This is a genomic window from Wolbachia endosymbiont (group A) of Volucella inflata (assembly GCF_947250665.1).
GTDB classification, from domain to species: Bacteria; Pseudomonadota; Alphaproteobacteria; order Rickettsiales; family Anaplasmataceae; genus Wolbachia; species Wolbachia pipientis.
Genome location: NZ_OX366338.1, coordinates 729,298 through 751,484, shown reverse-complemented (window position 1 = coordinate 751,484; position 22,187 = coordinate 729,298). Strand labels below are relative to the sequence as shown.

The 22,187-nt window shown below is 35.0% G+C and carries 18 protein-coding genes, 2 tRNA genes and 5 pseudogenes; 12 read left to right on the top strand and 13 right to left on the bottom strand.

Translation table 11 applies throughout. The annotated features are described in order from the left end of the window. Window positions 1-143: 143 nt before the first annotated feature. Window positions 144-1,808: a hypothetical protein gene (locus OOK85_RS03790; RefSeq protein ID WP_264704096.1), complete on the top strand. Its 1,665-nt coding sequence runs from the start codon at window positions 144-146 to the stop codon at window positions 1,806-1,808. Between the two features lie 100 nt (window positions 1,809-1,908). Next, on the top strand, window positions 1,909-2,661 hold the full coding sequence (locus OOK85_RS03785) for an IS5 family transposase (RefSeq protein ID WP_264702253.1): 753 nt from the start codon (window positions 1,909-1,911) through the stop codon (window positions 2,659-2,661). A 50-nt stretch (window positions 2,662-2,711) separates the two neighbouring features. Here OOK85_RS03785 and ccmC read toward each other — a convergent pair whose 3' ends face one another. Together ccmC and OOK85_RS03775 are read right to left on the bottom strand one after the other, a co-directional pair. Next, window positions 2,712-3,422: a heme ABC transporter permease CcmC gene (ccmC, locus tag OOK85_RS03780; RefSeq protein WP_264704094.1), complete on the bottom strand. Its 711-nt coding sequence runs from the start codon at window positions 3,420-3,422 to the stop codon at window positions 2,712-2,714. A 136-nt stretch (window positions 3,423-3,558) separates the two neighbouring features. Continuing rightward, window positions 3,559-4,311, bottom strand: coding sequence for an IS5 family transposase (locus OOK85_RS03775; RefSeq protein WP_264702253.1), 753 nt, complete (start codon window positions 4,309-4,311; stop codon window positions 3,559-3,561). A 114-nt stretch (window positions 4,312-4,425) separates the two neighbouring features. Between OOK85_RS03775 and OOK85_RS03770 the strand changes: the two genes are divergently transcribed. The 4 genes and pseudogenes from OOK85_RS03770 to OOK85_RS03755 form a co-directional block, all read left to right on the top strand. Then, window positions 4,426-5,256 carry a pyruvate, water dikinase regulatory protein gene (locus OOK85_RS03770; RefSeq protein WP_264704092.1) on the top strand — a complete coding sequence of 277 codons (831 nt, stop codon included), beginning with the start codon at window positions 4,426-4,428 and terminating at the stop codon, window positions 5,254-5,256. A 49-nt stretch (window positions 5,257-5,305) separates the two neighbouring features. After that, complete coding sequence (gene ykgO, locus OOK85_RS03765) at window positions 5,306-5,434, top strand: type B 50S ribosomal protein L36 (protein WP_006279631.1); 129 nt, start codon at window positions 5,306-5,308, stop codon at window positions 5,432-5,434. 49 nt (window positions 5,435-5,483) lie between these two features. Further along, window positions 5,484-5,798, top strand: a complete 315-nt coding sequence (locus OOK85_RS03760) for an FtsB family cell division protein (RefSeq protein ID WP_264704090.1) — start codon at window positions 5,484-5,486, stop codon at window positions 5,796-5,798. A 194-nt stretch (window positions 5,799-5,992) separates the two neighbouring features. Continuing rightward, a pseudogene (locus OOK85_RS03755) lies at window positions 5,993-6,413 on the top strand (IS66 family transposase); the annotation flags it as partial. A 36-nt stretch (window positions 6,414-6,449) separates the two neighbouring features. Here OOK85_RS03755 and OOK85_RS03750 read toward each other — a convergent pair. The 3 genes from OOK85_RS03750 to dnaG form a co-directional block, all read right to left on the bottom strand. Beyond that, window positions 6,450-7,532, bottom strand: a complete 1,083-nt coding sequence (locus OOK85_RS03750; RefSeq protein WP_264704088.1) for an efflux RND transporter periplasmic adaptor subunit — start codon at window positions 7,530-7,532, stop codon at window positions 6,450-6,452. 209 nt (window positions 7,533-7,741) lie between these two features. Next, complete coding sequence (locus tag OOK85_RS03745; protein WP_182158624.1) at window positions 7,742-8,824, bottom strand: Fic family protein; 1,083 nt, start codon at window positions 8,822-8,824, stop codon at window positions 7,742-7,744. A gap of 237 nt (window positions 8,825-9,061) precedes the next feature. Continuing rightward, the gene (dnaG, locus tag OOK85_RS03740; protein ID WP_264704084.1) at window positions 9,062-10,810 is read right to left on the bottom strand and encodes a DNA primase; all 1,749 of its coding nucleotides are present in this window, start codon (window positions 10,808-10,810) and stop codon (window positions 9,062-9,064) included. Window positions 10,811-11,180: 370 nt separating this feature from the next. On the opposite strand from dnaG, the gene ubiG reads away from it, so the two are divergent. The 3 genes from ubiG to OOK85_RS03725 all read left to right on the top strand — a co-directional run bounded on the left by ubiG (window position 11,181) and on the right by OOK85_RS03725 (window position 15,257). Beyond that, the gene (gene ubiG / locus OOK85_RS03735) at window positions 11,181-12,350 is read left to right on the top strand and encodes a bifunctional 2-polyprenyl-6-hydroxyphenol methylase/3-demethylubiquinol 3-O-methyltransferase UbiG (RefSeq protein ID WP_264704082.1); all 1,170 of its coding nucleotides are present in this window, start codon (window positions 11,181-11,183) and stop codon (window positions 12,348-12,350) included. Window positions 12,351-12,663: 313 nt separating this feature from the next. Beyond that, a complete protein-coding gene (metG, locus tag OOK85_RS03730; RefSeq protein WP_264704080.1) occupies window positions 12,664-14,253 on the top strand; it encodes a methionine--tRNA ligase in 1,590 nt (529 codons plus the stop codon). 251 nt (window positions 14,254-14,504) lie between these two features. Further along, window positions 14,505-15,257 carry an IS5 family transposase gene (locus tag OOK85_RS03725; RefSeq protein ID WP_264702253.1) on the top strand — a complete coding sequence of 251 codons (753 nt, stop codon included), beginning with the start codon at window positions 14,505-14,507 and terminating at the stop codon, window positions 15,255-15,257. Here the strand turns inward: OOK85_RS03725 and OOK85_RS03720 are convergent. Together OOK85_RS03720 and wmk are read right to left on the bottom strand one after the other, a co-directional pair. Further along, window positions 15,256-15,423: pseudogene (locus tag OOK85_RS03720) on the bottom strand (DNA repair protein RadC); the annotation flags it as partial. The gene OOK85_RS03725 and the pseudogene OOK85_RS03720 sit on opposite strands and share 2 nt — an antisense overlap. 170 nt (window positions 15,424-15,593) lie before the next feature. Continuing rightward, window positions 15,594-16,255, bottom strand: a pseudogene (wmk, locus tag OOK85_RS07715) (WO male-killing family protein Wmk); the annotation flags it as partial. A gap of 76 nt (window positions 16,256-16,331) precedes the next feature. Here wmk and OOK85_RS03710 point away from each other — a divergent pair. Continuing rightward, on the top strand, window positions 16,332-17,084 hold the full coding sequence (locus OOK85_RS03710; RefSeq protein WP_264702259.1) for an IS5 family transposase: 753 nt from the start codon (window positions 16,332-16,334) through the stop codon (window positions 17,082-17,084). Between the two features lie 27 nt (window positions 17,085-17,111). Here OOK85_RS03710 and folK read toward each other — a convergent pair. The 6 genes and pseudogenes from folK to OOK85_RS03680 form a co-directional block, all read right to left on the bottom strand. Continuing rightward, window positions 17,112-18,059 (bottom strand): annotated as a pseudogene (folK, locus tag OOK85_RS03705) (2-amino-4-hydroxy-6-hydroxymethyldihydropteridine diphosphokinase); the annotation flags it as partial. Between the two features lie 26 nt (window positions 18,060-18,085). Next, window positions 18,086-18,484 carry a dihydroneopterin aldolase gene (locus OOK85_RS03700; RefSeq protein ID WP_264704074.1) on the bottom strand — a complete coding sequence of 133 codons (399 nt, stop codon included), beginning with the start codon at window positions 18,482-18,484 and terminating at the stop codon, window positions 18,086-18,088. A 39-nt stretch (window positions 18,485-18,523) separates the two neighbouring features. Next, a pseudogene (locus tag OOK85_RS03695) lies at window positions 18,524-19,180 on the bottom strand (CADD family putative folate metabolism protein). A 78-nt stretch (window positions 19,181-19,258) separates the two neighbouring features. Continuing rightward, window positions 19,259-19,335 (bottom strand) — tRNA-Ile (locus OOK85_RS03690). A 42-nt stretch (window positions 19,336-19,377) separates the two neighbouring features. After that, complete coding sequence (gene trxA, locus OOK85_RS03685; RefSeq protein ID WP_006279168.1) at window positions 19,378-19,701, bottom strand: thioredoxin; 324 nt, start codon at window positions 19,699-19,701, stop codon at window positions 19,378-19,380. A gap of 116 nt (window positions 19,702-19,817) precedes the next feature. Next, window positions 19,818-20,438, bottom strand: coding sequence for a ribonuclease D (locus OOK85_RS03680; RefSeq protein WP_010962900.1), 621 nt, complete (start codon window positions 20,436-20,438; stop codon window positions 19,818-19,820). Window positions 20,439-20,618: 180 nt separating this feature from the next. Here OOK85_RS03680 and OOK85_RS03675 point away from each other — a divergent pair. Both OOK85_RS03675 and OOK85_RS03670 read left to right on the top strand, forming a co-directional pair. After that, window positions 20,619-20,691, top strand: a tRNA-Gly gene (locus OOK85_RS03675). A 735-nt stretch (window positions 20,692-21,426) separates the two neighbouring features. Beyond that, complete coding sequence (locus OOK85_RS03670; protein WP_264702789.1) at window positions 21,427-22,179, top strand: IS5 family transposase; 753 nt, start codon at window positions 21,427-21,429, stop codon at window positions 22,177-22,179. Window positions 22,180-22,187: the final 8 nt, after the last annotated feature.

The following is a 22,187-nucleotide window of genomic DNA, read 5'->3' as shown; positions in this document are numbered from 1 at the left end:
TACGCTACAAATGGAAAGAGAAATCTACGCCTTTCCTACACCTCTTAAATAAAGAAATATACTGTCGATTTTCTTAATATATTACCAAATTATTCATCATTATATGATACAACTTACAGCATATTTACAGTAAGGTGTTATTTATGAAAGAGGCAAAAGAAAAAAATAATAAGAGTCCAGTAGTTAGATTAAAGGCCACAGCTAAAGAGTTCAATTTTAGTAAATTAAGAGCAGATCAAGATAATGAATTAGCAAATTCTGGTGAAACAATGTTCTTAGATTTTCAAAGGATGAATTTTATTATTAACGGAAAAGAAATAGATAAAAATTTTATTATTGCATTTAAGGAAGGAGCTAAGCACCGCAGAAGCGAACTTTTTAATAGTGATGATATATATAATGACGAAATATTTAACAAAAAAGGAACAAGAGAAATAGATACGGATCGTGGCAAAGCTTTTGTTGCTTCAGTACTCGAAGATATTGAGAAAGAGCTTGTAAGTGATGCATTGGGTGAGCTGTGGAAAAATCACTGCGAAGATCCCAAAACTACTGATCATCAAAAAACTGATTCATATAAGAAAGAATTTGAAGAATTTTACAATGCTGGCCAAAGGTATATCCATCTATTACCAACAGAGAAAGATGAAAACAAGGATTACCGTTCCTTTGCAAAAGAAGTTTTCAAAAAAATGTTCAGATACGCTGGGGCAGAAGTTCCAAGTAATGCTATTTTAGAAGAGCTAGTCACCAATTGTAATCAAGCAGGGTATGAGGCTGCTCCATTTATACAAACCCAACTTGCACTTGGACAGTCGTTCATAGTAGAAAATCCTAAAAAAGTAATAAATATTGATTGTGCTAACCAAAATAATGTAAGAATTAGATCTGACATGAGGCTACCAATACTCTCTGTTAAAAATCAAGTTATGCATGGTGATAAGATATGTGATCTGTCTAACTCATTAGAATTTACACTTGAGTCTCAAGATGGTGAAGACCTTGTAAAATATGGAGATGGTAAATTATCACTTACTATTCCTAAAGAGTTAAAAAATTATAAAGATAATGGCAAGAACTTGTTTGACATTATTAAAAAATATTTTCAGAAATTCTGTGCAAAATTAGGATTTAAACCTGAGACAAAAATACAAATAGAGCATGGCTTCGGTACTCAAAGTAACTATTTAGATGGTACAATATCTACTACAGGATCGGATGTAAATGAAGAGTTTATCAATCTTTTAAGCGAAAATCTCAGAGATAGGTTGTTGAGATCAGGCTCTGCTCCAGAAGATGTTAATGATTTTGTTGCAATCAAGGTGTCTACCGCTATGGATCTATTGAGTGATTATGCTAAATTGGAAGATAATAAAGAAAACAGAGAGTTATTAATAAGTGAAGTAGCAGATAATTTAGGGCTTTCCTTTCAAGGTAAAATAGCATCAGAAGTATTGAAAGAGTTTGATGATGAAATGTTAATGCATACAGAAGGTATAGATAATAACATAGGTCAACATATAATGGAATTAGGCTTTTTACCTTCTTTGATAAAAGGTCAGGTTAATCATAATCAAGTGCAGTTTGTTGTAAATATTTTTACCAATTTAATTATTGAAGGGAAAAGTGAAGTATACAAAGAAAAAAATGCAATTAATGCAATTGATGCAATTCATCAGAAGATAGATAAGGCAATTGTTGAGCAAGAAAAAAGAGCAACCAACAAACAAGATATAGAAAATGATAAATGGACAGATAGAATCAAAAAACAGAAATTATCTGTGGAATCACATGAACATTTACTTTAAAAATACTGGTAGGCTCTCTAGGCTCTGTGGACAAAAAATATGAAAAGAGAGAAAAAGATGGTAGTTTAGCCTAATAGGTAAAAAATGGAGAAACTACCATATGCAATATTACATCAAAGAGGAAAATTGGAAACAAATTTTAGAGTTCATAAAAAGCGTAAAAGGAATGCACAGCAAAGATGAAAAACGTTTAAGAATATTCATAGAGGCAGTGTGGTACATAGTGCGAAGTGGTTGCCAATGGAGACTTTTACCAAAAACTTATGGTAATTACAGGAATATACATAAGCGATTTAAAAGATGGTGTGAAAGAGATGTCTGGAAAAAATTGCTTGAATATACTAAACAAGAGCCTGATTTAGAAGTTGCTATAATCGACGGTACGATCATCCGAGGCCATCCATGTTCATCTGGATATACAAAAAACTCCAAGGATCAAGAAGCTTTAGGGAGGAGCAAAGGTGGCTTTACAACTAAAATACATGCGCTTGTCGATGCACTTGGAAATCCACTTAAATTTACTCTGACTCCTGGTCAAAGAAATGAAATTACGCAGGCACAAGTGTTGACCGAAAGTATCTATAACTCTACTGTAGTAGCTGACAAGGGCTACGATAGCAATGCCTTTGTTACAAGTCTTGAAGACAAGGGATGTACAGTAGTTATTCCGCCAAAACGGAATCGAAAAGTGCAAAGGTATTACGATGAGCATATCTACAAAGAACGTCATTTGATTGAGTGTTTTTTTGGTAAAATTAAAAATTTTAGGCGCATTTTTTCCAGATTTGATAAAACTGCTGAGGTTTTTATGGGTTTTCTCAATTTTGTTGGAGCTCTTGTATGGCTTCTCTAAAATTTTGTCCACAGAGCCTAGCATACTCTTCTATAGAGTTGCAAGACTATCTAATACCGCACACTAATTTCTCTCTTTATCTTATATAAATTAATTAAGTAAAGTGAATACAGTATCCACACTACTAAAAAAAATGTGGCACAAAACATAAACATTGCAACCAGTGGCAACAGCAGGGAACTTTCTATTGCTATTCCACCTTTTCTCAAAATGCTTGCTGGCTGATGGAGAGTGGACCATAAATTCACGGAAAATTTTACTATAGGAATATTTATAGCACTAAAGATGGCAAATACTGCTGCTGATTTTTCTGCCCTCGCTTCATTATCAAAAGCGCTCCACAATGAAAGGTAGCCAACATATAGGAAAAGTAAAATCAGCATTGAAGTAAGTCTTGCATCCCATACCCACCAAGTGCCCCAGGTTCCTTTTCCCCAGATGCTGCCTGTGATTAAACATATTGCCGAGAAGACTGTCCCTGCAGGAGCAGCAGCATGTGCCAAGACACTAGCAATGCTATTGTTCCATACCAATGAAATGAAACTGAGTGATGCAATTAATCCATATATTCCAAGAGCAAGCCATGCAGAAGGCACATGAATGTACATGATTCGTACAATTTCTCCTTGTTTATAATCTTCTGGAGAGAAGAATAATGCCAAAGACATTCCAATTAAAAAACATGCGAAACAAATAACCCCAAGCCAAGGTAGAGCTTTCTTAGAAAAATAAGAGAAATTTGTAGGCTTTAATAAAAACATTCGTTTTGAGAATAATTGTGTTAAGAATTTACCAATTAGTTTGAGTTTTATCAACAGGATAGTTTTTCTATATTTACGTAGGTCAACAAATTAGCATAATTTGAGTAGCAGATTGCTAGGCTCTGTGGACAAAATTTTAGAGAAGCCATACAAGAGCTCCAACAAAATTGAGAAAACCCATAAAAACCTCAGCAGTTTTATCAAATCTGGAAAAAATGCGCCTAAAATTTTTAATTTTACCAAAAAAACACTCAATCAAATGACGTTCTTTGTAGATATGCTCATCGTAATACCTTTGCACTTTTCGATTCCGTTTTGGCGGAATAACTACTGTACATCCCTTGTCTTCAAGACTTGTAACAAAGGCATTGCTATCGTAGCCCTTGTCAGCTACTACAGTAGAGTTATAGATACTTTCGGTCAACACTTGTGCCTGCGTAATTTCATTTCTTTGACCAGGAGTCAGAGTAAATTTAAGTGGATTTCCAAGTGCATCGACAAGCGCATGTATTTTAGTTGTAAAGCCACCTTTGCTCCTCCCTAAAGCTTCTTGATCCTTGGAGTTTTTTGTATATCCAGATGAACATGGATGGCCTCGGATGATCGTACCGTCGATTATAGCAACTTCTAAATCAGGCTCTTGTTTAGTATATTCAAGCAATTTTTTCCAGACATCTCTTTCACACCATCTTTTAAATCGCTTATGTATATTCCTGTAATTACCATAAGTTTTTGGTAAAAGTCTCCATTGGCAACCACTTCGCACTATGTACCACACTGCCTCTATGAATATTCTTAAACGTTTTTCATCTTTGCTGTGCATTCCTTTTACGCTTTTTATGAACTCTAAAATTTGTTTCCAATTTTCCTCTTTGATGTAATATTGCATATGGTAGTTTCTCCATTTTTTACCTATTAGGCTAAACTACCATCTTTTTCTCTCTTTTCATATTTTTTGTCCACAGAGCCTAGCCATTATTTTTAGTATAACACTATATAAAACATGACCATTAAAAAGCTTAATCTACACTTAGTATCAGATTCAAGTGGTGAAACTGTTATATCAGTTGCAAAATCAGCTCTGAAACACTTTCGTTCTATAGAAACGATCGAATATGTTTGGTCTTTTGTGAAAAAAGAGGAGCAGATTGACAAAATTCTGGAGGAAATTAATAGGAAAAGTGATGAGCATAATTTTGTTATATGCACTATTACTGATGATGAGCTAAGAAAATATTTAAAAGATAACTGTATAAAGTTGAAAATTCCCTATAGAGCAATATTATCACATATTATTAGAGAAATTTCGTCCTATCTTGAAATTGAAAAAGACGAAAAGCTTGACTTGCATACTGAGATAAATAACGAATATTTTCAGCGCATTGAGGCAATAAACTACACTATTAATCATGATGATGGACAAAATATTCAAGATATTGATAAAGCAGATATAATTTTGGTTGGAGTTTCACGTACATCAAAATCTCCCACCAGTACGTATTTAGCTTACCGAGGCTATAAAGTTGCAAATATTCCTTTTGTGAGTGGGGTACCCTTTTATGTCGACTTGGCAAAATTAGAAAATAAACTGACGATAGGGGTAACAATAGATGTAAGTAGGCTAATAGAAATACGCAAAAATAGACTTACTTCAATTAACAACGAAGATAATAATATATATGCTAACCCTGAGAAAGTAGAAAAGGAAATTAAAGAAGCAGAGGAGCTCTTTAAACAGAATAACTGGCCAATTATCGATGTCACGCAAAAGTCGATCGAAGAAGTATCAGCAACAATTATACAATATTTTAATAAAATGTTATCAATTGACTAACTCTTGATAAGTGATTATAATGTAAAGTAATTTAATTCTTACTATAGATATGAAAGTCAAAGGGTCGCTAAAATCTCATCGTAACAGAGATAAAAATTGTAAAGTTGTGAAAAGGGGTGGTAAGATTTACATTATAAATAAGGTAAAGCCAAGGTGTAAAGCGCGTCAAGGTTCTTAGCTTTTTGTTCACCTTTTCATGTTATATATTTTTTATATGTGAAAGTACGGTGCTTATATCTAAAAAGAAGCAAAAGTTACTGTGTTTAAACGCAGCCTTACTCATTTCTTCCCTTACATTATATTTCAGCATTAGCACAATTACAGGTAAACGTGGCTTATTGACGTTAATCGATTTAAAAAAAGAAATCGAGTACAATAAACTTTTGCTAAAGGATGTCTCTTCTGAAAAGGAAAAGTTGGACAACAAAGTATTTGGCTTATATGAAAAAAGCTTAGATTTAGATCTGCTTGATGAGCAAGCAAAAAATGCTTTAAGTTATGTGAACCCTAATGAACTTATGGTTGTTCTTGACGTGGAATAGCAGTAGAGATCTCCCTACGTCATACCGCCGCGGCGCTAACACGTAGCGGGATGACGGTTTTTCAAATTGTCGGTAAAAATCTAAGTCAGTTTAGCTATATTGTCTCTCACACCGCTTAGCTGAACAGACAATGGCGTCAACTTAAGGAAAAATATCAGCGATAGTGTATAAAATTTCTCTCCAAATTTTTCTGGGTAAGGTCACTCGGCTGTTACTTAAGAAATGTAGCTACTGAATTATTTGCACTAAAAAAGGCTTTGCTAAAAAATGAAATAGATGTTTTTAGATTTGCCAGACGTGCCAGAAAATTGCGAAAACGTACATGGTATTACTTGAAGGAGATATTCCACTTACCTGAAGCAATTGGAGCTTCTCGAGTTGCAAAAAATATTTTGAAATCTGAAAGAATGATGTGGAAATTTTTAGATGACCCAGAAAATATTCCGCTGACAAATAACCACGCTGAACGGCAAATTCGGCATTATGTCGTTTATCGCAAAAATTCATATTTTACCCAATCGAAGCGGGGAAATGCATTCCTTGAACGGATAATTTCGTTATACTTGACATGGAAACAAAGGGCCTTTTCACAATCTCCTATCTATCGTTTCTTAAACCACTCTGCTGAACGGATACAAAGGATCTTATGTCTTAAACCTTATCACCAGGCTTAACAAATAGGTGGCCCAATACTATTAACTTTATGGGTTTACCTTCGTTATTTGCTACTATCCAAACCCCATCGCTCTCATGATCAACAATTTCTATTGGTGCAAATACTACATAATTATTATCATCAACAATCTTTATTCCAAGAGCACCTTCGTCACTTAAGCTCAGGGCTGAAGAAGGAACTTTATATGCAAATCTTTCGCCTGAAGGTAGCCTTACGTTGGCAGTTAGTCCCTGCAAGGATATCATTTTATTATTAGTTACCTTTACTTCTACCCTATAAGACCCAGTTTTAGGCTCAGCAATTTTACTAATAAAACTTACTTCACCTGCCAATTCTTTTCCGTCCAGCAAATTAATTTGAGCTGTGCTGCCTAGCTCTATTTTATTTACTTCATTTTCCGAAACGTATAACACTACAAGAATTTGATCGAAATTAACCACGTCAGCTATTTTTTGCCCAGCATTAACAAAATCCCCTTCGTTTGCATTGATTTTATCAATATAACCATCTATAGGAGATGTGACTGCAGTATTTTCTAAATCCAATTCTAGCCTTTTTAGGTCAGCTTTTGCACTTTGTAACGCAGTAAAAGCTGCTTCTACTTGTATTTGTGCCCCATAGCCTTTTTTATTCAGTTTGTGAGAGGAATCATACTCAATTTCACGCTGCTTTAATAAAGCTTTGGCTTTCTGAGCTTGCTCAATCCTGTCATAATCTTCTATCTTTAACACTACATCATCTCTTTTTACCTTTTCACCATCAGGTAAATAAATCGCAATAATCTTACCACTTATTTTTGAGACAAGGCTAGCTCTATGTAAAGGATTTACTGTACCAGAAAAATTTAAATATATAGTGCGGTTTTGCGGCGCACATTCTTGAGTTTTTACTGAAAAGCTACTAGTTGCATTATCACTATGAACCGCCTGATCTTTTTTTAAAAATGCACTGCTGATAAAAAACAGTAGAGTAAAAGCAATACTGGAAATGATGATTACTTTATTTCTCATCTTTAAACAATAGAATTTGTTAACTAATTTTGTTAGAAACAACTGCATAAATTTTCGAATCAGAAATGTAAGTATAATACATGCACCATTGTCACTCCATAAATAATTTTATATGAGAACAAACACAAGATTTTCCTACAATAAGTAAGTTTTTTATTGCAAAAATGCAATTTTTAATCGAATAAAAATGTAAAATTGCAAATAAAGTTGTGCATAAAACTGGATTTAAAAAAATCTCGAAAAACATACTAAAACTTTTAAATAATAACTTTATATCTAGTGGCTTTGCCTTCTCCAAGACGCTGTAAGTATTTCATCCCTAGCAGTTTCTTTGTAATTGCCTCTACTGTTCTTGGAGGAAATCCTAGAGCTTCTATAGCATCTTTTCTACTAAATTCTTTATCTGCAAGGCTAAGTGCCCACTCCCAGAAGAATAATTGTTTTCTTGATAATAAATATTCAGTATTCTCCCTCTCAAGAATATAATGCGCCTCATTTGCTTGCGTTTTGAGCACATTAAGAAAAAATATTAACCATGGGGAAATATCTTCTTTGCCACTTTTCCAGCTACTTTGTGTCTTATTAAGCGCTAAATAGTAATCAAGTTTGTTAGTTTCAATTATCTTTTCATGTGATACAATAGATACAAAATCATAACCCTGCTGCAACAGCATTAAATTAGTCATCAATCTACTAGTTCTGCCATTCCCATCTTGAAAAGGGTGTATTGCCAGATACTCAAAAACAAAGTTAGCAACAATAATAAGAGGATGCTTAAATTTATTATTTAAGGACCAGTGATACCAATCAATAAGCTCTTGTACTTCCTTTCTAACAAGGTAAGGTGGTGTGGGATCAAAAATTATACCAACAACTTTTCCATTCTGATCTTTTGCCTCAACTCTATTAGAACTTGCTTTGTATTTTCCTCTATGATACAAATCTTTTTCACTATAAAGTAGCATCTGGTTGTTAATGTGCAATATTGATGACTCACTAATTGGAATATCCGTATAATCATGAAATATTAGTTTAAGCATTTCTAAGTAGCCAGCAATTTCTTGCTCATCTCTATTTTTAAATTTTTTGACACGTAGGTTTTTATATAGATCCTCAACTTCTTTATCGGTTAGACGATTTCCTTCAATACGGTTAGAAGCGCCAGAAGATGTAACAATAACTGAATGAGTTAATCTTTCAATTGTTTGTGGTAGTAGTTTTTTCGTTATCTGCCAGCTATTTTTAACACTATCAACTGCAGTAATTAACTCGTACACTTGCTCAATTACAGGCCCTTCTAGGTTGAGACGTGTACTAAGACGAAAATTCTTCCAGTTCATATTCTTCTCACATGCATATTATGTGAGATAATGTGAGATAATGTGATAAAAGTCAATAGTAAGCTTTATATGCATAACAGAGCTAACTACAAAAATTATACATTTTCAAGTGATCCTAACCATATTAAAAACTACAGGGCAAAGCTGTTGGAGGAAGGCTTAATTAGTTAAAAATTTCAATCTTATGTAAAATATTGTCTTATTTTGTAATTTTATTGTTGACTAACGAGACGATATCTACTTTTCAATAAACTCCATTTGCATTTCTTGTATACTACTTTCTATTTGCTCTATTTGTTCTATTAACCTTTCTTCTAAGTCAAGATTACCGCTCAGCCTCGCTTCGGTTCTTTCTTTTCGTAATGCATTTAATTCTTTTAGTAACACTATATTATTCCACACAATTTCTACAGATTTTCTCTCGTTCAGTTGGCTATTTAGTACACTAGTTTTTTCAAATACATACTTTATAACGTTAAACTGTTTCAATTCTTGTAACAAAGCCTCTTTATCGAGTTTGCTTTTGTTACTTATTACATCAATTATACGCTGTTGTAATCTTTTCATCTCATTAGTAAATTCAAAATGAGAAAATTGCTCAAAAAATATAGGACGGTTCAAGATTTCAGGAAATTCTACGGCTATACGCAAAATTACGGCCTGATTTTGCTCTGCTTCAATTAGCTCTGGAGATTTATTATGAAGATACTCACCTTTTGTTGCTCTAGTTTTACTATTAAAAATCTGTTTTTTGAAGCTACTTCTTAGTTCACTAGCCTTATTGTAAAAATAATCTCTGTAATACCTTCTAATACTGCTGTTGCTAATAGTATTTACATATTCCATGAACTTGTGCTCAAGAATTGAATATTTTTCCGGAGCCAGTTTTTCATAATTTTGCAAATTGCTATCGATTATGTGATGCCATAAATATTCAGAATGCAGTTTTGTTGAATGGTCAAGAGCAGTCAACACGTCTTCTTTCTTGTATTCTAGTTCATTACATACATCGTATGGATCTTTATTACTCGGCAAAGTCACAAACTTTAACGTGTATCCAGGCTCTAATATTTGCAGAGCAAGTTCTGCAACTCGAGTAGCAGCATGACGTCCAGCACTATCGCCATCCATACAGATGGAGATTTCTTTAGCAAATCTCCATAGATTTTTTATCTGTTCTGCAGAAATTGCGGTACCAAGCGGAGCAACTGCATTACTAATTCCCGCTTGATGTAGCGCTATAGTGTCCATATATCCTTCAACAACAAATATGTGCTGTTTTTTACGTATTTCGCTTAAAGCAAAGTTTAATCCGTATAAATTCTCCCTCTTCTTGAAGAGCTGACTCTCTGGGCTATTTAAATATTTCGGCTGTTGCTCAGAACTTAGCGCACGTCCGCCAAAACCAATAACTCTCCCTGCAATGCTCTGTATAGGAAATATCAGCCGGTCATAAAAATAATCACGAAAATTTTTGTTTACTAATCCAATATCAATTAAAATTTTGTCTTCAATACCTGAAGAGTTTAAATACTCTTTCAAACCAGAGCTTGGTGCATAACCTATCTTAAATTTATCTATGATTTTAGGTGAAATCTTACGCTGCTTTAAATAATCTACAACACCTTGATTTTTTTGTGCAAACCAATTTGCAGCTAAATCAAGCGCTAAAAATAGTTTATTGTCCTCTTTTGTAATACTAAGATTTTTGGGCAGTTCAACACCTGTAACCGATGCTAATCTTTCCAATGCTTCTTTAAAGCTTAATCCTTCAGTTTGTGAAATAAATTCAAATGCATCACCACTAGCTAAGCAACCAAAACAGTAATATAACCCCTTAGTATTGCTCACCGAAAAAGATGGGGTTTTTTCGTTATGAAATGGACAGAGCCCAACAAAACTATCTCCTCTTTTTATTAATCTGACTTTTTTACCTACTATGTCGGATAATAATAATTTTGATTTTATAATATCTATATGATCCATCTTGTTAAATTAGTAGTAGGATAAAAATTATATAGAATTTATACACATCTGACTCGAAATTTATTTCTATAACTAAAGCAATTCAGATTTACCGATAATTTGGTAAGCTATGAACTCGTCATTCCGCTGCATGTTAGCGGAATCTATGCTGAGATACCGCGAATGAATTCAGTTATCTAAGTGGAGAAAGTCACAAGTCCGGTTTTGAAGTCGAGTGGGGAGAGGTGACTTTCTCCACTTAGATAACTGGAATGAATTGCGGTATGACGTAGGAAAACCTTAGCTATAGCTTTAGAACTCCCAAAAGGTCAGAAGCATTGAATGACTTGACAGAAAGTTCAAACCCATATAAAATGTCCTTATTTCTTATATGTTAGATGTAATATCAATTGCTTCAGATCATGCTGGTTATGAATTAAAATCAGAAATAAAATCCTACCTGGAAACCCTAGGTTATAGAGTGGTAGATCAAGGCTGCACTGCTAAGCAAAAGTGTGTAGATTACCCAAACTATGCTGTTAAAGTTGTAGAAGATATAACAAGCAAAAAAGCAAATTATGGGATATTAATTTGTGGTACAGGTTTGGGCATGAGTACTGTGGCAAATCGTTTTGAAGGAATCTACGCTGCTTTATGTAACAGTGTTGAGATCGCAAAATTAGCTCGCGAGCATGGCAACGCAAATGTACTGTGTCTTGGTGCAGGGTTTACTGCGAGTGGATTAGCAAAAGACATAGTCAAACAATTCCTCGAAACAGAATTTTCAAAAGAAAGCAGACATAAAAAACGCCTTGATAAACTCAGTAATATAACCTCTAAGAAAAAAAAAACAAAAACTTATAACGAAGATGAAATATCAAAATTCGCTGAAATGGCAGGCCAGTGGTGGGATGAGAACGGCAAATTCAAACCATTGCACATGATGAATCCTGTTAGAGTATCTTACATTATTGAGAAAATAAAAGAGTTAAAAAAATGCAATTTGAAAGAATTATCATTGCTTGATGTTGGATGCGGTGGTGGCATTTTGTCAGAGTCAATGGCACGCGTTGGCATTAACGTTGTGGGAATAGATGTATGTGAAGAAAACATAAAAGTAGCGCATTCACATGCAAAAAAAGTAGGGTTAAATATAGAATATATACACACCAGCATTGAAGAGCTAAGCAATGACAAGAAGTACGACGTGGTTCTGTTGATGGAAGTAGTTGAACATGTGGATAATTTAGAGCTTTTCATGAAAAAAGCGATAGAACTGCTAAAACCGGAGGGGTTAATCTTTATATCCACAATAAATAGAACTATTAAATCCTTTTGTCTTGCAATAATTGGTGCAGAGTACATATTAAATTGGCTGCCAAAAGGTACACATAACTGGAATAAATTTCTCAAGCCGTCAGAAATTGCAAATCACTTAAGAGAAAATAATGTAACGCTGCAAAACATGGCTGGCATGGAGTACAACGTAATAAAGCGTGAGTGGAATCTAACTAAAGGAGTAGATGTTAATTATATACTTTGTGGAAACATTGTAGTTTGAGACGGTTCTAATGTCATCCGAGTAGCTTGACTACTTGGATCCAAGACGGTGTCATTCCAGTGCTTGACACTGGAATCCAGTTTTTTCATAATCATCAAAACGTAGTATTTTAACATAAAACGTCTACTTTTATGCTTACCAACTTAGCTGGATCCCAGTGTCAGCTACTCGGATGACAACCTCATGCTACTGGGATTAGCTATTCTGGTGACAGTAAGATTTATAGAATTACAGAGAGTTTTACACAGGTCTGTACAGAAAGATTGATTTCTCTTGCCAACATAAGTAGCATTAGAACTCTAGGTACTTAAGTATGGATAAATCTGAGAACTTTTACATCACCACGCCAGTATATTACGTAAACGATAAGCCGCATATTGGTCATGCATACACTTCTCTCTTGTGTGACGTGGTGGCAAGGTTCATGAAACTAGCTGGGAAAAATGTCAAATTTACCACCGGTACAGATGAACATGGACAAAAAATAGAAAAAGCAGCTAAAGCAAAGGAAATGCAGCCAAAAGAATTTACAGATGAAGTGAGCGTTTCATTTAAAGAATTGGCTAAGTTCATGAATTTTGAGTATGACGATTTTATTCGCACTACGGAGGAACGTCACAAAAAAGCAGTGATAGCTTTATGGAATAGACTTGAAGAGAGAGGACAAATATATTTGGATTCCTATTCGGGTTGGTATTCAGTTCGTGATGAAGCATTTTATCAGGAGTCAGAGCTGATAGATGGCAAAGCACCAACAGGTGCTGAGGTCCAGTGGATAAAAGAAGAGAGTTACTTTTTTCGCTTATCAAACTGGCAAGAAAAATTACTGGAACTCTATAAAAATCAGCCAAGTTTTATCTTTCCTGAGAGCAGAAGAAATGAAGTGATATCGTTTGTAAGATCAGGGCTCATTGACCTCTCAATCTCTCGCACTAGTTTTAACTGGGGAATAAAAGTACCAGGTAATGACAAACACGTAATCTATGTCTGGATAGATGCATTAACCAATTATCTTACATCAATAGGTTTCCCTAGTACTGAAGGTGAGGAATATAAGAGGTTTTGGGCAGAACCAGAAACACAGATTCCAGTGTCAAGCGCTGCAAACCTAGCTGACAACTCTTTCAACGTTCATGTAATCGGTAAAGACATATTGCGCTTCCATGCTGTATATTGGCCAGCGATTCTCCTTGCAGCAGACCTGCCACTGCCAAAACAAATTGCAGTTCATGGTTGGTGGTTGAACGAGGGAGAAAAAATATCAAAGTCTCTTGGTAATGTCATAGATCCAATTGGCCTCGCTCAAGAGTTTGGTGTTGATCAGCTACGCTATTTTCTCCTCAGGGAAGCAAGTTTTGGCCAGGATGGCAACTTTAGTAAGAAAAATATGATCAGCCGGATAAATTCAGAACTGGCAAACAACATAGGCAATTTAGTACAAAGAACAATTTCATTTTTACACAAGCAATGTTCTGGAATTGTACCAACAATCGATCAAAGCCTACTTAAAGGTGAAGAAAGTCTTCCAGGTTGCAAAGCTATACTCGATCAAGTGATGAATCACCTATCAAAGTATGAATTTAACCATATCATACTTCTAATTATCAACATTTCTTCTGAAGCTAATGCTTATATAGACAAAAGTGCACCTTGGACATTAAGCAAAACCGATAGAGTGCGTATGAACTTAGTAATCTACAAATTACTAGAATATATCAGGATAATTGGCATTTTATTGCAGCCAATCGTTCCCAAGTCAGCAGAAATGATACTTAATCAACTACAAATTCCGAAAGAACAACGAGATTTAAAATCTTTGTGCGACGCGTGCGTAAGTTCAGGCATAACATTGCCTAAACCTACGCCGGTTTTTTTGAGGGTTGATGCTAAAGAGGAGAAATAGTGTAAAAACTATTTCTCCTGGATGGGATTATCTTTAGTTAACGACGGTGCACACCGCTGTCTACATATTCAAGTTAGGTGGCAAGTGCCTTAGTTACTTTAGCAAAATATGGTTTAGTAACATCAGCACCTATCACTACTACTTCAGTCATTGCCGACTTAGCCTTTTCTAGGCTCTGTGGACAAAAAATATGAAAAGAGAGAAAAAGATGGTAGTTTAGCCTAATAGGTAAAAAATGGAGAAACTACCATATGCAATATTACATCAAAGAGGAAAATTGGAAACAAATTTTAGAGTTCATAAAAAGCGTAAAAGGAATGCACAGCAAAGATGAAAAACGTTTAAGAATATTCATAGAGGCAGTGTGGTACATAGTGCGAAGTGGTTGCCAATGGAGACTTTTACCAAAAACTTATGGTAATTACAGGAATATACATAAGCGATTTAAAAGATGGTGTGAAAGAGATGTCTGGAAAAAATTGCTTGAATATACTAAACAAGAGCCTGATTTAGAAGTTGCTATAATCGACGGTACGATCATCCGAGGCCATCCATGTTCATCTGGATATACAAAAAACTCCAAGGATCAAGAAGCTTTAGGGAGGAGCAAAGGTGGCTTTACAACTAAAATACATGCGCTTGTCGATGCACTTGGAAATCCACTTAAATTTACTCTGACTCCTGGTCAAAGAAATGAAATTACGCAGGCACAAGTGTTGACCGAAAGTATCTATAACTCTACTGTAGTAGCTGACAAGGGCTACGATAGCAATGCCTTTGTTACAAGTCTTGAAGACAAGGGATGTACAGTAGTTATTCCGCCAAAACGGAATCGAAAAGTGCAAAGGTATTACGATGAGCATATCTACAAAGAACGTCATTTGATTGAGTGTTTTTTTGGTAAAATTAAAAATTTTAGGCGCATTTTTTCCAGATTTGATAAAACTGCTGAGGTTTTTATGGGTTTTCTCAATTTTGTTGGAGCTCTTGTATGGCTTCTCTAAAATTTTGTCCACAGAGCCTAGCAATAACTCGAGCTTCTTCCCTGTCATGCACTGCACTTAGAAATGTTTCTATTACTTCACGATCAAGTAGAGCTTTACCGTTGCTTTCTAATGCTCTGAATTCTATTTCTTCTCTACGATCTCTACTACTTTTCTTATTATTCATAAAAATTACCCTTCACTAATAACAAAATGTTTTTATATATTTACTGCTGTTTTTTGTCAGCATTGGCATAAAGCCATAGCTTTTGAGTGAAGTCAAATCAATTTTTCAATCTTTTTTACTTATTTTTTCATCAAAAAGTAAAGATATTAATAGGTACTGATTTTTTTATTTTAAATTTGTTGAATTTCGTCTAAAGAGATGCCTACTGTTTTTAAAATAATATTGATAGAAATTTCTTCCTTAACTAAATTCTTTGCAATTTTCATCTTTTCTACTTTCTTCACTTTCTCTTTGCAAATTTGTATGCTTTCAAACAGAGATTTTATTAGTACATGACGTAGTTCTTGGCTTTTAATCTTTTTGTATCTTCTATTAACCTTGATAGCTCTGCTTCACTATTCTCATTTTCTGTTGTTTCTGGAAGCAGATCTGTAATATTAATTAATAGTACCTTTGCTATTTCATCTAACATTTCAAGTGAAACAGCAGCTCGTCCTTGTTCATATTCATATATTCTTTGATTTATTATGCCCACTTTACTTGCTAAATCTTCCTGAGTGTATCCTCTTCTCAACCTCCATTCTTTTATTCTTTGACCTACTTTATACGGAATGGAAATTTTTTTCTCATCATTATCATATTCATCAATAGATAAACTGGTCGTTTGAGAGATAACATGAGCAGAAACTCCTTCCTTAACTAAACCCTTTGCCACCTCTACTTTTACTGCCTTTCCACTTTCTTCCTCACTAATGCGGATGAATTTAGTTAATAAATAAAACGTTTCACGTAATTCTTGATCCTTAATCTCTTTATGTCTTCTTACTAGGCTCTGTGGACAAAAAATATGAAAAGAGAGAAAAAGATGGTAGTTTAGCCTAATAGGTAAAAAATGGAGAAACTACCATATGCAATATTACATCAAAGAGGAAAATTGGAAACAAATTTTAGAGTTCATAAAAAGCGTAAAAGGAATGCACAGCAAAGATGAAAAACGTTTAAGAATATTCATAGAGGCAGTGTGGTACATAGTGCGAAGTGGTTGCCAATGGAGACTTTTACCAAAAACTTATGGTAATTACAGGAGTATACATAAGCGATTTAAAAGATGGTGTGAAAGAGATGTCTGGAAAAAATTGCTTGAATATACTAAACAAGAGCCTGATTTAGAAGTTGCTATAATCGACGGTACGATCATCCGAGCCCATCCATGTTCATCTGGATATACAAAAAACTCCAAGGATCAAGAAGCTTTAGGGAGGAGCAAAGGTGGCTTTACAACTAAAATACATGCGCTTGTCGATGCACTTGGAAATCCACTTAAATTTACTCTGACTCCTGGTCAAAGAAATGAAATTACGCAGGCACAAGTGTTGACCGAAAGTATCTATAACTCTACTGTAGTAGCTGACAAGGGCTACGATAGCAATGCCTTTGTTACAAGTCTTGAAGACAAGGGATGTACAGTAGTTATTCCGCCAAAACGGAATCGAAAAGTGCAAAGGTATTACGATGAGCATATCTACAAAGAACGTCATTTGATTGAGTGTTTTTTTGGTAAAATTAAAAATTTTAGGCGCATTTTTTCCAGATTTGATAAAACTGCTGAGGTTTTTATGGGTTTTCTCAATTTTGTTGGAGCTCTTGTATGGCTTCTCTAAAATTTTGTCCACAGAGCCTAGAGCTAGTAATCTATTAATGTTCCTTTCTGCCCAATTATTTATGGTATCAATTGGATCAATGTCACTTGGGATAATGTTGTCACTATGTGGTGGTATGGAGAGTGAATGCATAGTAACGATACTACATCCACTGCTAGCAATCGCTTTTAAGGTATTATCATCTAGATCTCCCTTCTGATCGTTTACCCAGGCAATGTTGTAGTGCTCCAAAACATTCAAAATAACATCTGGCCAGAAACTATCAATGCTGACTTTAATGTCACCAACTTTCATATATTGATTAAGGTCATCAAGCACTGGTTTTAAGCGTGCATATTCTGCTTTTGGAGTTTGTATTGAGGAGCCAGGTCTTGTTGATTGAGCACCAAGTTCAACTATGCTTGCACCATCTGATAACAGCCGCAGTGCCTGCTTGGTTGCTTGATCTGCATCATAATAAAGACCACCATCTGAAAATGAATCAGGAGTAATGTTGACAATACCCACAAGCTCTGGCGAAAGCGTAAAACTCCTTAAAAAGCAATCCTTAATGTTAGGGTTAACAGTACCAAACGTTTTGTTAACTACTGTCATGGGACTCAGCATTGCCATCAAGTGAAGCAAAAATGGTCTGTTTATCAATTCTGGGTGAGGAATCTTAAGGTAGGGTGTATCAAGTGTCAGGTTATCCCATAACAAAATATCCAAATCAATAATGCGAGGTGCCCATTTTTCATAGACCTGCGGGCGGCCAATGTCACATTCAATTTGTTTAAGGCCCTTTAACAGCTCTTCAGGAGAAGAAGAACAACTTCCATACACAACCATATTTAGAAATGGCCTGTCCCACCCAGGTGGAGCATCATTTGGTAAAATAGCCTTAGTTTCCAGAATAATTGAAGATTTTAAATTTTTAAAATAGCGCTCCTGCAGTAACTGAGCAGCCTTTTGTAAATGGGAAAAGCGATTCCCCATATTTGAGCCAATAGAAATATAGATCATTAGTTATCTTCCTGTTCTTGCAGTGCATTACAATAGGTAAAAAAAACGCCTCCATGTACATTAGGAACGGGTGGTGCAACTTTGTAAGTAGTTACTCTTACAGAAGAAATAATATGCTTTTTTTGCAGCAAAAGATCATTAATGATCCTGTATATATCATGAGTTAAATGTTCGATTAAATTAAATTGCTTGTTCTGAACAAGAGATTGAATATTTTGTACTATCTCTAGATAGCAGACAGTGTCTTTTAGCTGGTCAGTTGTAAGCCCTAAAGGAGGGAATTTAAAAATAAAATCAACATCAATACTAACTAATTGGGAATGATACTTCTCTTCTGCACTATAGCCTAAATGAACCCAAAGCCGTAAGTCAGATATAAGAAGATTACATGCAGACATTGCATTCCAACATCACTGAGTTTAAGCTACTTACAACTACTAACACACGCTAGCATTCATCATTCCATCAAGAAAACCCCACAAGAGCCTTGCTCCCTTTTGAGCACCCTGCATAACTTTATCTTGCTCTTTTTCATCTAGATCTTCAATAAGATTTGCACATTCCTCAGAATGCCATTCATCAGCATGCATATGGACCGTAAAAAATTGAAGAGAACGCTCATCACTTATTGAATAGTGTTTTTTTAAACCTTCAATTTTAGACTTGGAAACCTCTGGAGTTTGACGTTCATAAGCATAAAGTGCACCCAAACCGGAAGCAAAATCTGATCGTACAATATCAAAGTAACCGTCAACTCATTCTTGTGTCTCCTTAATCTGTGCACTTTCACGAAGATCAGATCGCGCAACGCCAAGCCCTTCAGCAAAACGTTTCCATAACTCTGGATGATTTTCATCACCTTGTTCCTCTTCTATTAAATTACCAAGTAAAACCTGTCGCATTTTTAGATCTGGGCACAAAAAATGTATACCACTGATGTAACGAGGAAACGCAGCAACGTGGTGATAATATTCTTTAGCATAGGTTTGTAAAGCTTGCAAGCTTAAGCTTCCTGTATTCCATGATTGGTAAAATGGATGATTTAGTAAGTGCAATTCATCTAACTTGTTATTTAGAGACTTAGTAAATTCCATCATTTCCCCCATTACATTAATATATAGTTCATATACTATAGTTTTCTCATTGTTACGATCATGCTAAGATCAATACAATGGTGGGATTGGTAGGACTCGAACCTACGGCCAATTCGTTATGAGCGAACTGCTCTAACCGACTGAGCTACAATCCCTTTTATCAATATTTATAATACACACAAAAGCAAATTTGTCTATTAGCTTATTTCACTATCAACCCAACTTGACAAATCATTTGTTGCACCAATTTTGCGTGCAATTTCCTTACCATCTTGAAATATAATTAAAGTGGGTATAGATTGCACTCCATACTTACTTGGCACTTCAGTCCCTTCATCTATGTCGAATTTGCAGATCTTAATCTTGCCTTTTCTGTCTTTAGCCAATTGTTCGATACGTGGCATTAGACTTTTACATGGCCCACACCATTCTGCCCAAAAGTCTATCAGAACAAACCCTTTATAGTCAGTGACTTCAGATTTGAAATTTTGATCATTTACCGATGTAATATCATCACTCATAAAATACCTAAATTTTTGTAAAATATAGCGTATCTATTAGCAGTTAATCAACTAAATTCTTACCGCAGAGCTTGAAAAATTGCCCTAAAGTGTTTTGCACAAACAAAAAACTTCTATTACATCTGGTGGTTAAAGATATCCACGTTTTCCCAACCCATTAAGTCTAACTCAATACGAGTAGGAAGAAATTCAAAGCACTTTTGGGCCAATTCTTTTCTATTTTCACGTTCCAGCATTAAGTCTAGCTTTTCCTTTATCCTGTGGAGATACAAAACATCAGATGCAGCATAACTTTTTTGTTTGTCTGTTAAATTTTCATTTCCCCAATCAGAAGATTGCTGCTGCTTATTTAGTTTGGTATCAAGCAGCTCTAAGCATAACTCTTTTAAGCTATGATTATCTGTGTAAGTGCGAACTAAACGTGAAGCTATTTTTGTGCAATAGCACGGAAGTGCCCAAGTTTCCAAGTAATAACGTATTATGCTTACATCAAATCGCGCGAAGTGAAATATTTTAGTTATATTTTTATCCTCTAATATTTTTCTCAAATTTGGCGCTGTATAATCGTTCTTGAGTTGAACTAAGTGAGCGTTGCCATCATTAAAAGAGAGCTGCACAAGGCATAATCTATCTCTGCTATGAAGTAGCCCCATTGCCTCGGTATCAACAGCTATAGACCTTATATCATCTGGTATTGAACTAGCTGGCAAGTCGTCTTTATATAAAAATATTCCCATAAAATTAATACATTTTTTGGCACAATTGAAAACCTATGATAATCAAAAATGAGCCTTAAGTATACGAAAAGATCATAGAAGGAACCACGCAAATTTATGGGCTCTCACATTTTTCGTGTACACGGGGTTTACAAATCGCTGTATATGCCTATAATTAAGTAAATTTAGGTTAATTTAATTGCGGGAGTAGCTCAGTTGGTAGAGCGCAACCTTGCCAAGGTTGAGGTCAAGGGTTCGAACCCCTTCTCCCGCTCTTTGCTTTCAAAATCATTTCGTCAAAAACTTGCTTGACACCCTTCGCCAGCCCCCTTATCATGAAATTGAAGCTATTTATTTATCTTCGCAATCTGTACAGGTTAATGACAAAAAACTTAGGGTATTTGGCGTCTCATGTTTAATTTTTCGCACTACGTGCATCGCATGTCTTTAAAAATTTTTAGGTTTTTACCTATATAAGCCGAAACGCGCTTACAAAGCGTTTAAGACAGCAAAAAACGTCAAATTGACAAGGGAGAATTTGAATACTAGCTACCCTAGGGTTTCTTTGCCTTTTTTTCCGCTCAGTAAATTTCTTAACGTTTATAATTTAGGTTAGTCGCATTTAAAAGCGGCTGAATCGTAGCGTTTAGAATAAAAAACGCCAATATTTTGAAGTACATATAAATAACTAGTTAACCATGGGGCTTCTTTTGCCTTTTTTTTCGTTTGGTAAATTTCTTAATGTTTATGGCTAAAGCAATTTAAGAGACCGAAAATGGTGTCATTCCAGTGCCCCTGTGATGTATTCCAGTGCTCCTTTTTTGTCATCCAAGTAGCTTGACACTGGGATCTATTTTGCATGTAACTCCAATTGTGTTTTGGTATGAAACGCGACGCGTATTAGACTTATTTGCAAGCAAAGCTTGCTAGGCTCTGTGGACAAAAAATATGAAAAGAGAGAAAAAGATGGTAGTTTAGCCTAATAGGTAAAAAATGGAGAAACTACCATATGCAATATTACATCAAAGAGGAAAATTGGAAACAAATTTTAGAGTTCATAAAAAGCGTAAAAGGAATGCACAGCAAAGATGAAAAACGTTTAAGAATATTCATAGAGGCAGTGTGGTACATAGTGCGAAGTGGTTGCCAATGGAGACTTTTACCAAAAACTTATGGTAATTACAGGAGTATACATAAGCGATTTAAAAGATGGTGTGAAAGAGATGTCTGGAAAAAATTGCTTGAATATACTAAACAAGAGCCTGATTTAGAAGTTGCTATAATCGACGGTACGATCATCCGAGGCCATCCATGTTCATCTGGATATACAAAAAACTCCAAGGATCAAGAAGCTTTAGGGAGGAGCAAAGGTGGCTTTACAACTAAAATACATGCGATTGTCGATGCACTTGGAAATCCACTTAAATTTACTCTGACTCCTGGTCAAAGAAATGAAATTACGCAGGCACAAGTGTTGACCGAAAGTATCTATAACTCTACTGTAGTAGCTGACAAGGGCTACGATAGCAATGCCTTTGTTACAAGTCTTGAAGACAAGGGATGTACAGTAGTTATTCCGCCAAAACGGAATCGAAAAGTGCAAAGGTATTACGATGAGCATATCTACAAAGAACGTCATTTGATTGAGTGTTTTTTTGGTAAAATTAAAAATTTTAGGCGCATTTTTTCCAGATTTGATAAAACTGCTGAGGTTTTTATGGGTTTTCTCAATTTTGTTGGAGCTCTTGTATGGCTTCTCTAAAATTTTGT

Bases quoted from the DNA above. Each gene is read 5' to 3' on its own strand.
- OOK85_RS03790 (WP_264704096.1), top strand. From the start codon at position 144: ATGAAAGAGGCAAAAGAAAAAAATAATAAGAGTCCAGTAGTTAGATTA.
- OOK85_RS03785 (WP_264702253.1), top strand. From the start codon at position 1,909: ATGCAATATTACATCAAAGAGGAAAATTGGAAACAAATTTTAGAGTTC.
- ccmC (WP_264704094.1), bottom strand. From the start codon at position 3,422: ATGTTTTTATTAAAGCCTACAAATTTCTCTTATTTTTCTAAGAAAGCT.
- OOK85_RS03775 (WP_264702253.1), bottom strand. From the start codon at position 4,311: ATGCAATATTACATCAAAGAGGAAAATTGGAAACAAATTTTAGAGTTC.
- OOK85_RS03770 (WP_264704092.1), top strand. From the start codon at position 4,426: ATGACCATTAAAAAGCTTAATCTACACTTAGTATCAGATTCAAGTGGT.
- ykgO (WP_006279631.1), top strand. From the start codon at position 5,306: ATGAAAGTCAAAGGGTCGCTAAAATCTCATCGTAACAGAGATAAAAAT.
- OOK85_RS03750 (WP_264704088.1), bottom strand. From the start codon at position 7,532: ATGCAGTTGTTTCTAACAAAATTAGTTAACAAATTCTATTGTTTAAAG.
- OOK85_RS03745 (WP_182158624.1), bottom strand. From the start codon at position 8,824: ATGAACTGGAAGAATTTTCGTCTTAGTACACGTCTCAACCTAGAAGGG.
- dnaG (WP_264704084.1), bottom strand. From the start codon at position 10,810: ATGGATCATATAGATATTATAAAATCAAAATTATTATTATCCGACATA.
- ubiG (WP_264704082.1), top strand. From the start codon at position 11,181: ATGTTAGATGTAATATCAATTGCTTCAGATCATGCTGGTTATGAATTA.
- metG (WP_264704080.1), top strand. From the start codon at position 12,664: ATGGATAAATCTGAGAACTTTTACATCACCACGCCAGTATATTACGTA.
- OOK85_RS03725 (WP_264702253.1), top strand. From the start codon at position 14,505: ATGCAATATTACATCAAAGAGGAAAATTGGAAACAAATTTTAGAGTTC.
- OOK85_RS03710 (WP_264702259.1), top strand. From the start codon at position 16,332: ATGCAATATTACATCAAAGAGGAAAATTGGAAACAAATTTTAGAGTTC.
- OOK85_RS03700 (WP_264704074.1), bottom strand. From the start codon at position 18,484: ATGTCTGCATGTAATCTTCTTATATCTGACTTACGGCTTTGGGTTCAT.
- trxA (WP_006279168.1), bottom strand. From the start codon at position 19,701: ATGAGTGATGATATTACATCGGTAAATGATCAAAATTTCAAATCTGAA.
- OOK85_RS03680 (WP_010962900.1), bottom strand. From the start codon at position 20,438: ATGGGAATATTTTTATATAAAGACGACTTGCCAGCTAGTTCAATACCA.
- OOK85_RS03670 (WP_264702789.1), top strand. From the start codon at position 21,427: ATGCAATATTACATCAAAGAGGAAAATTGGAAACAAATTTTAGAGTTC.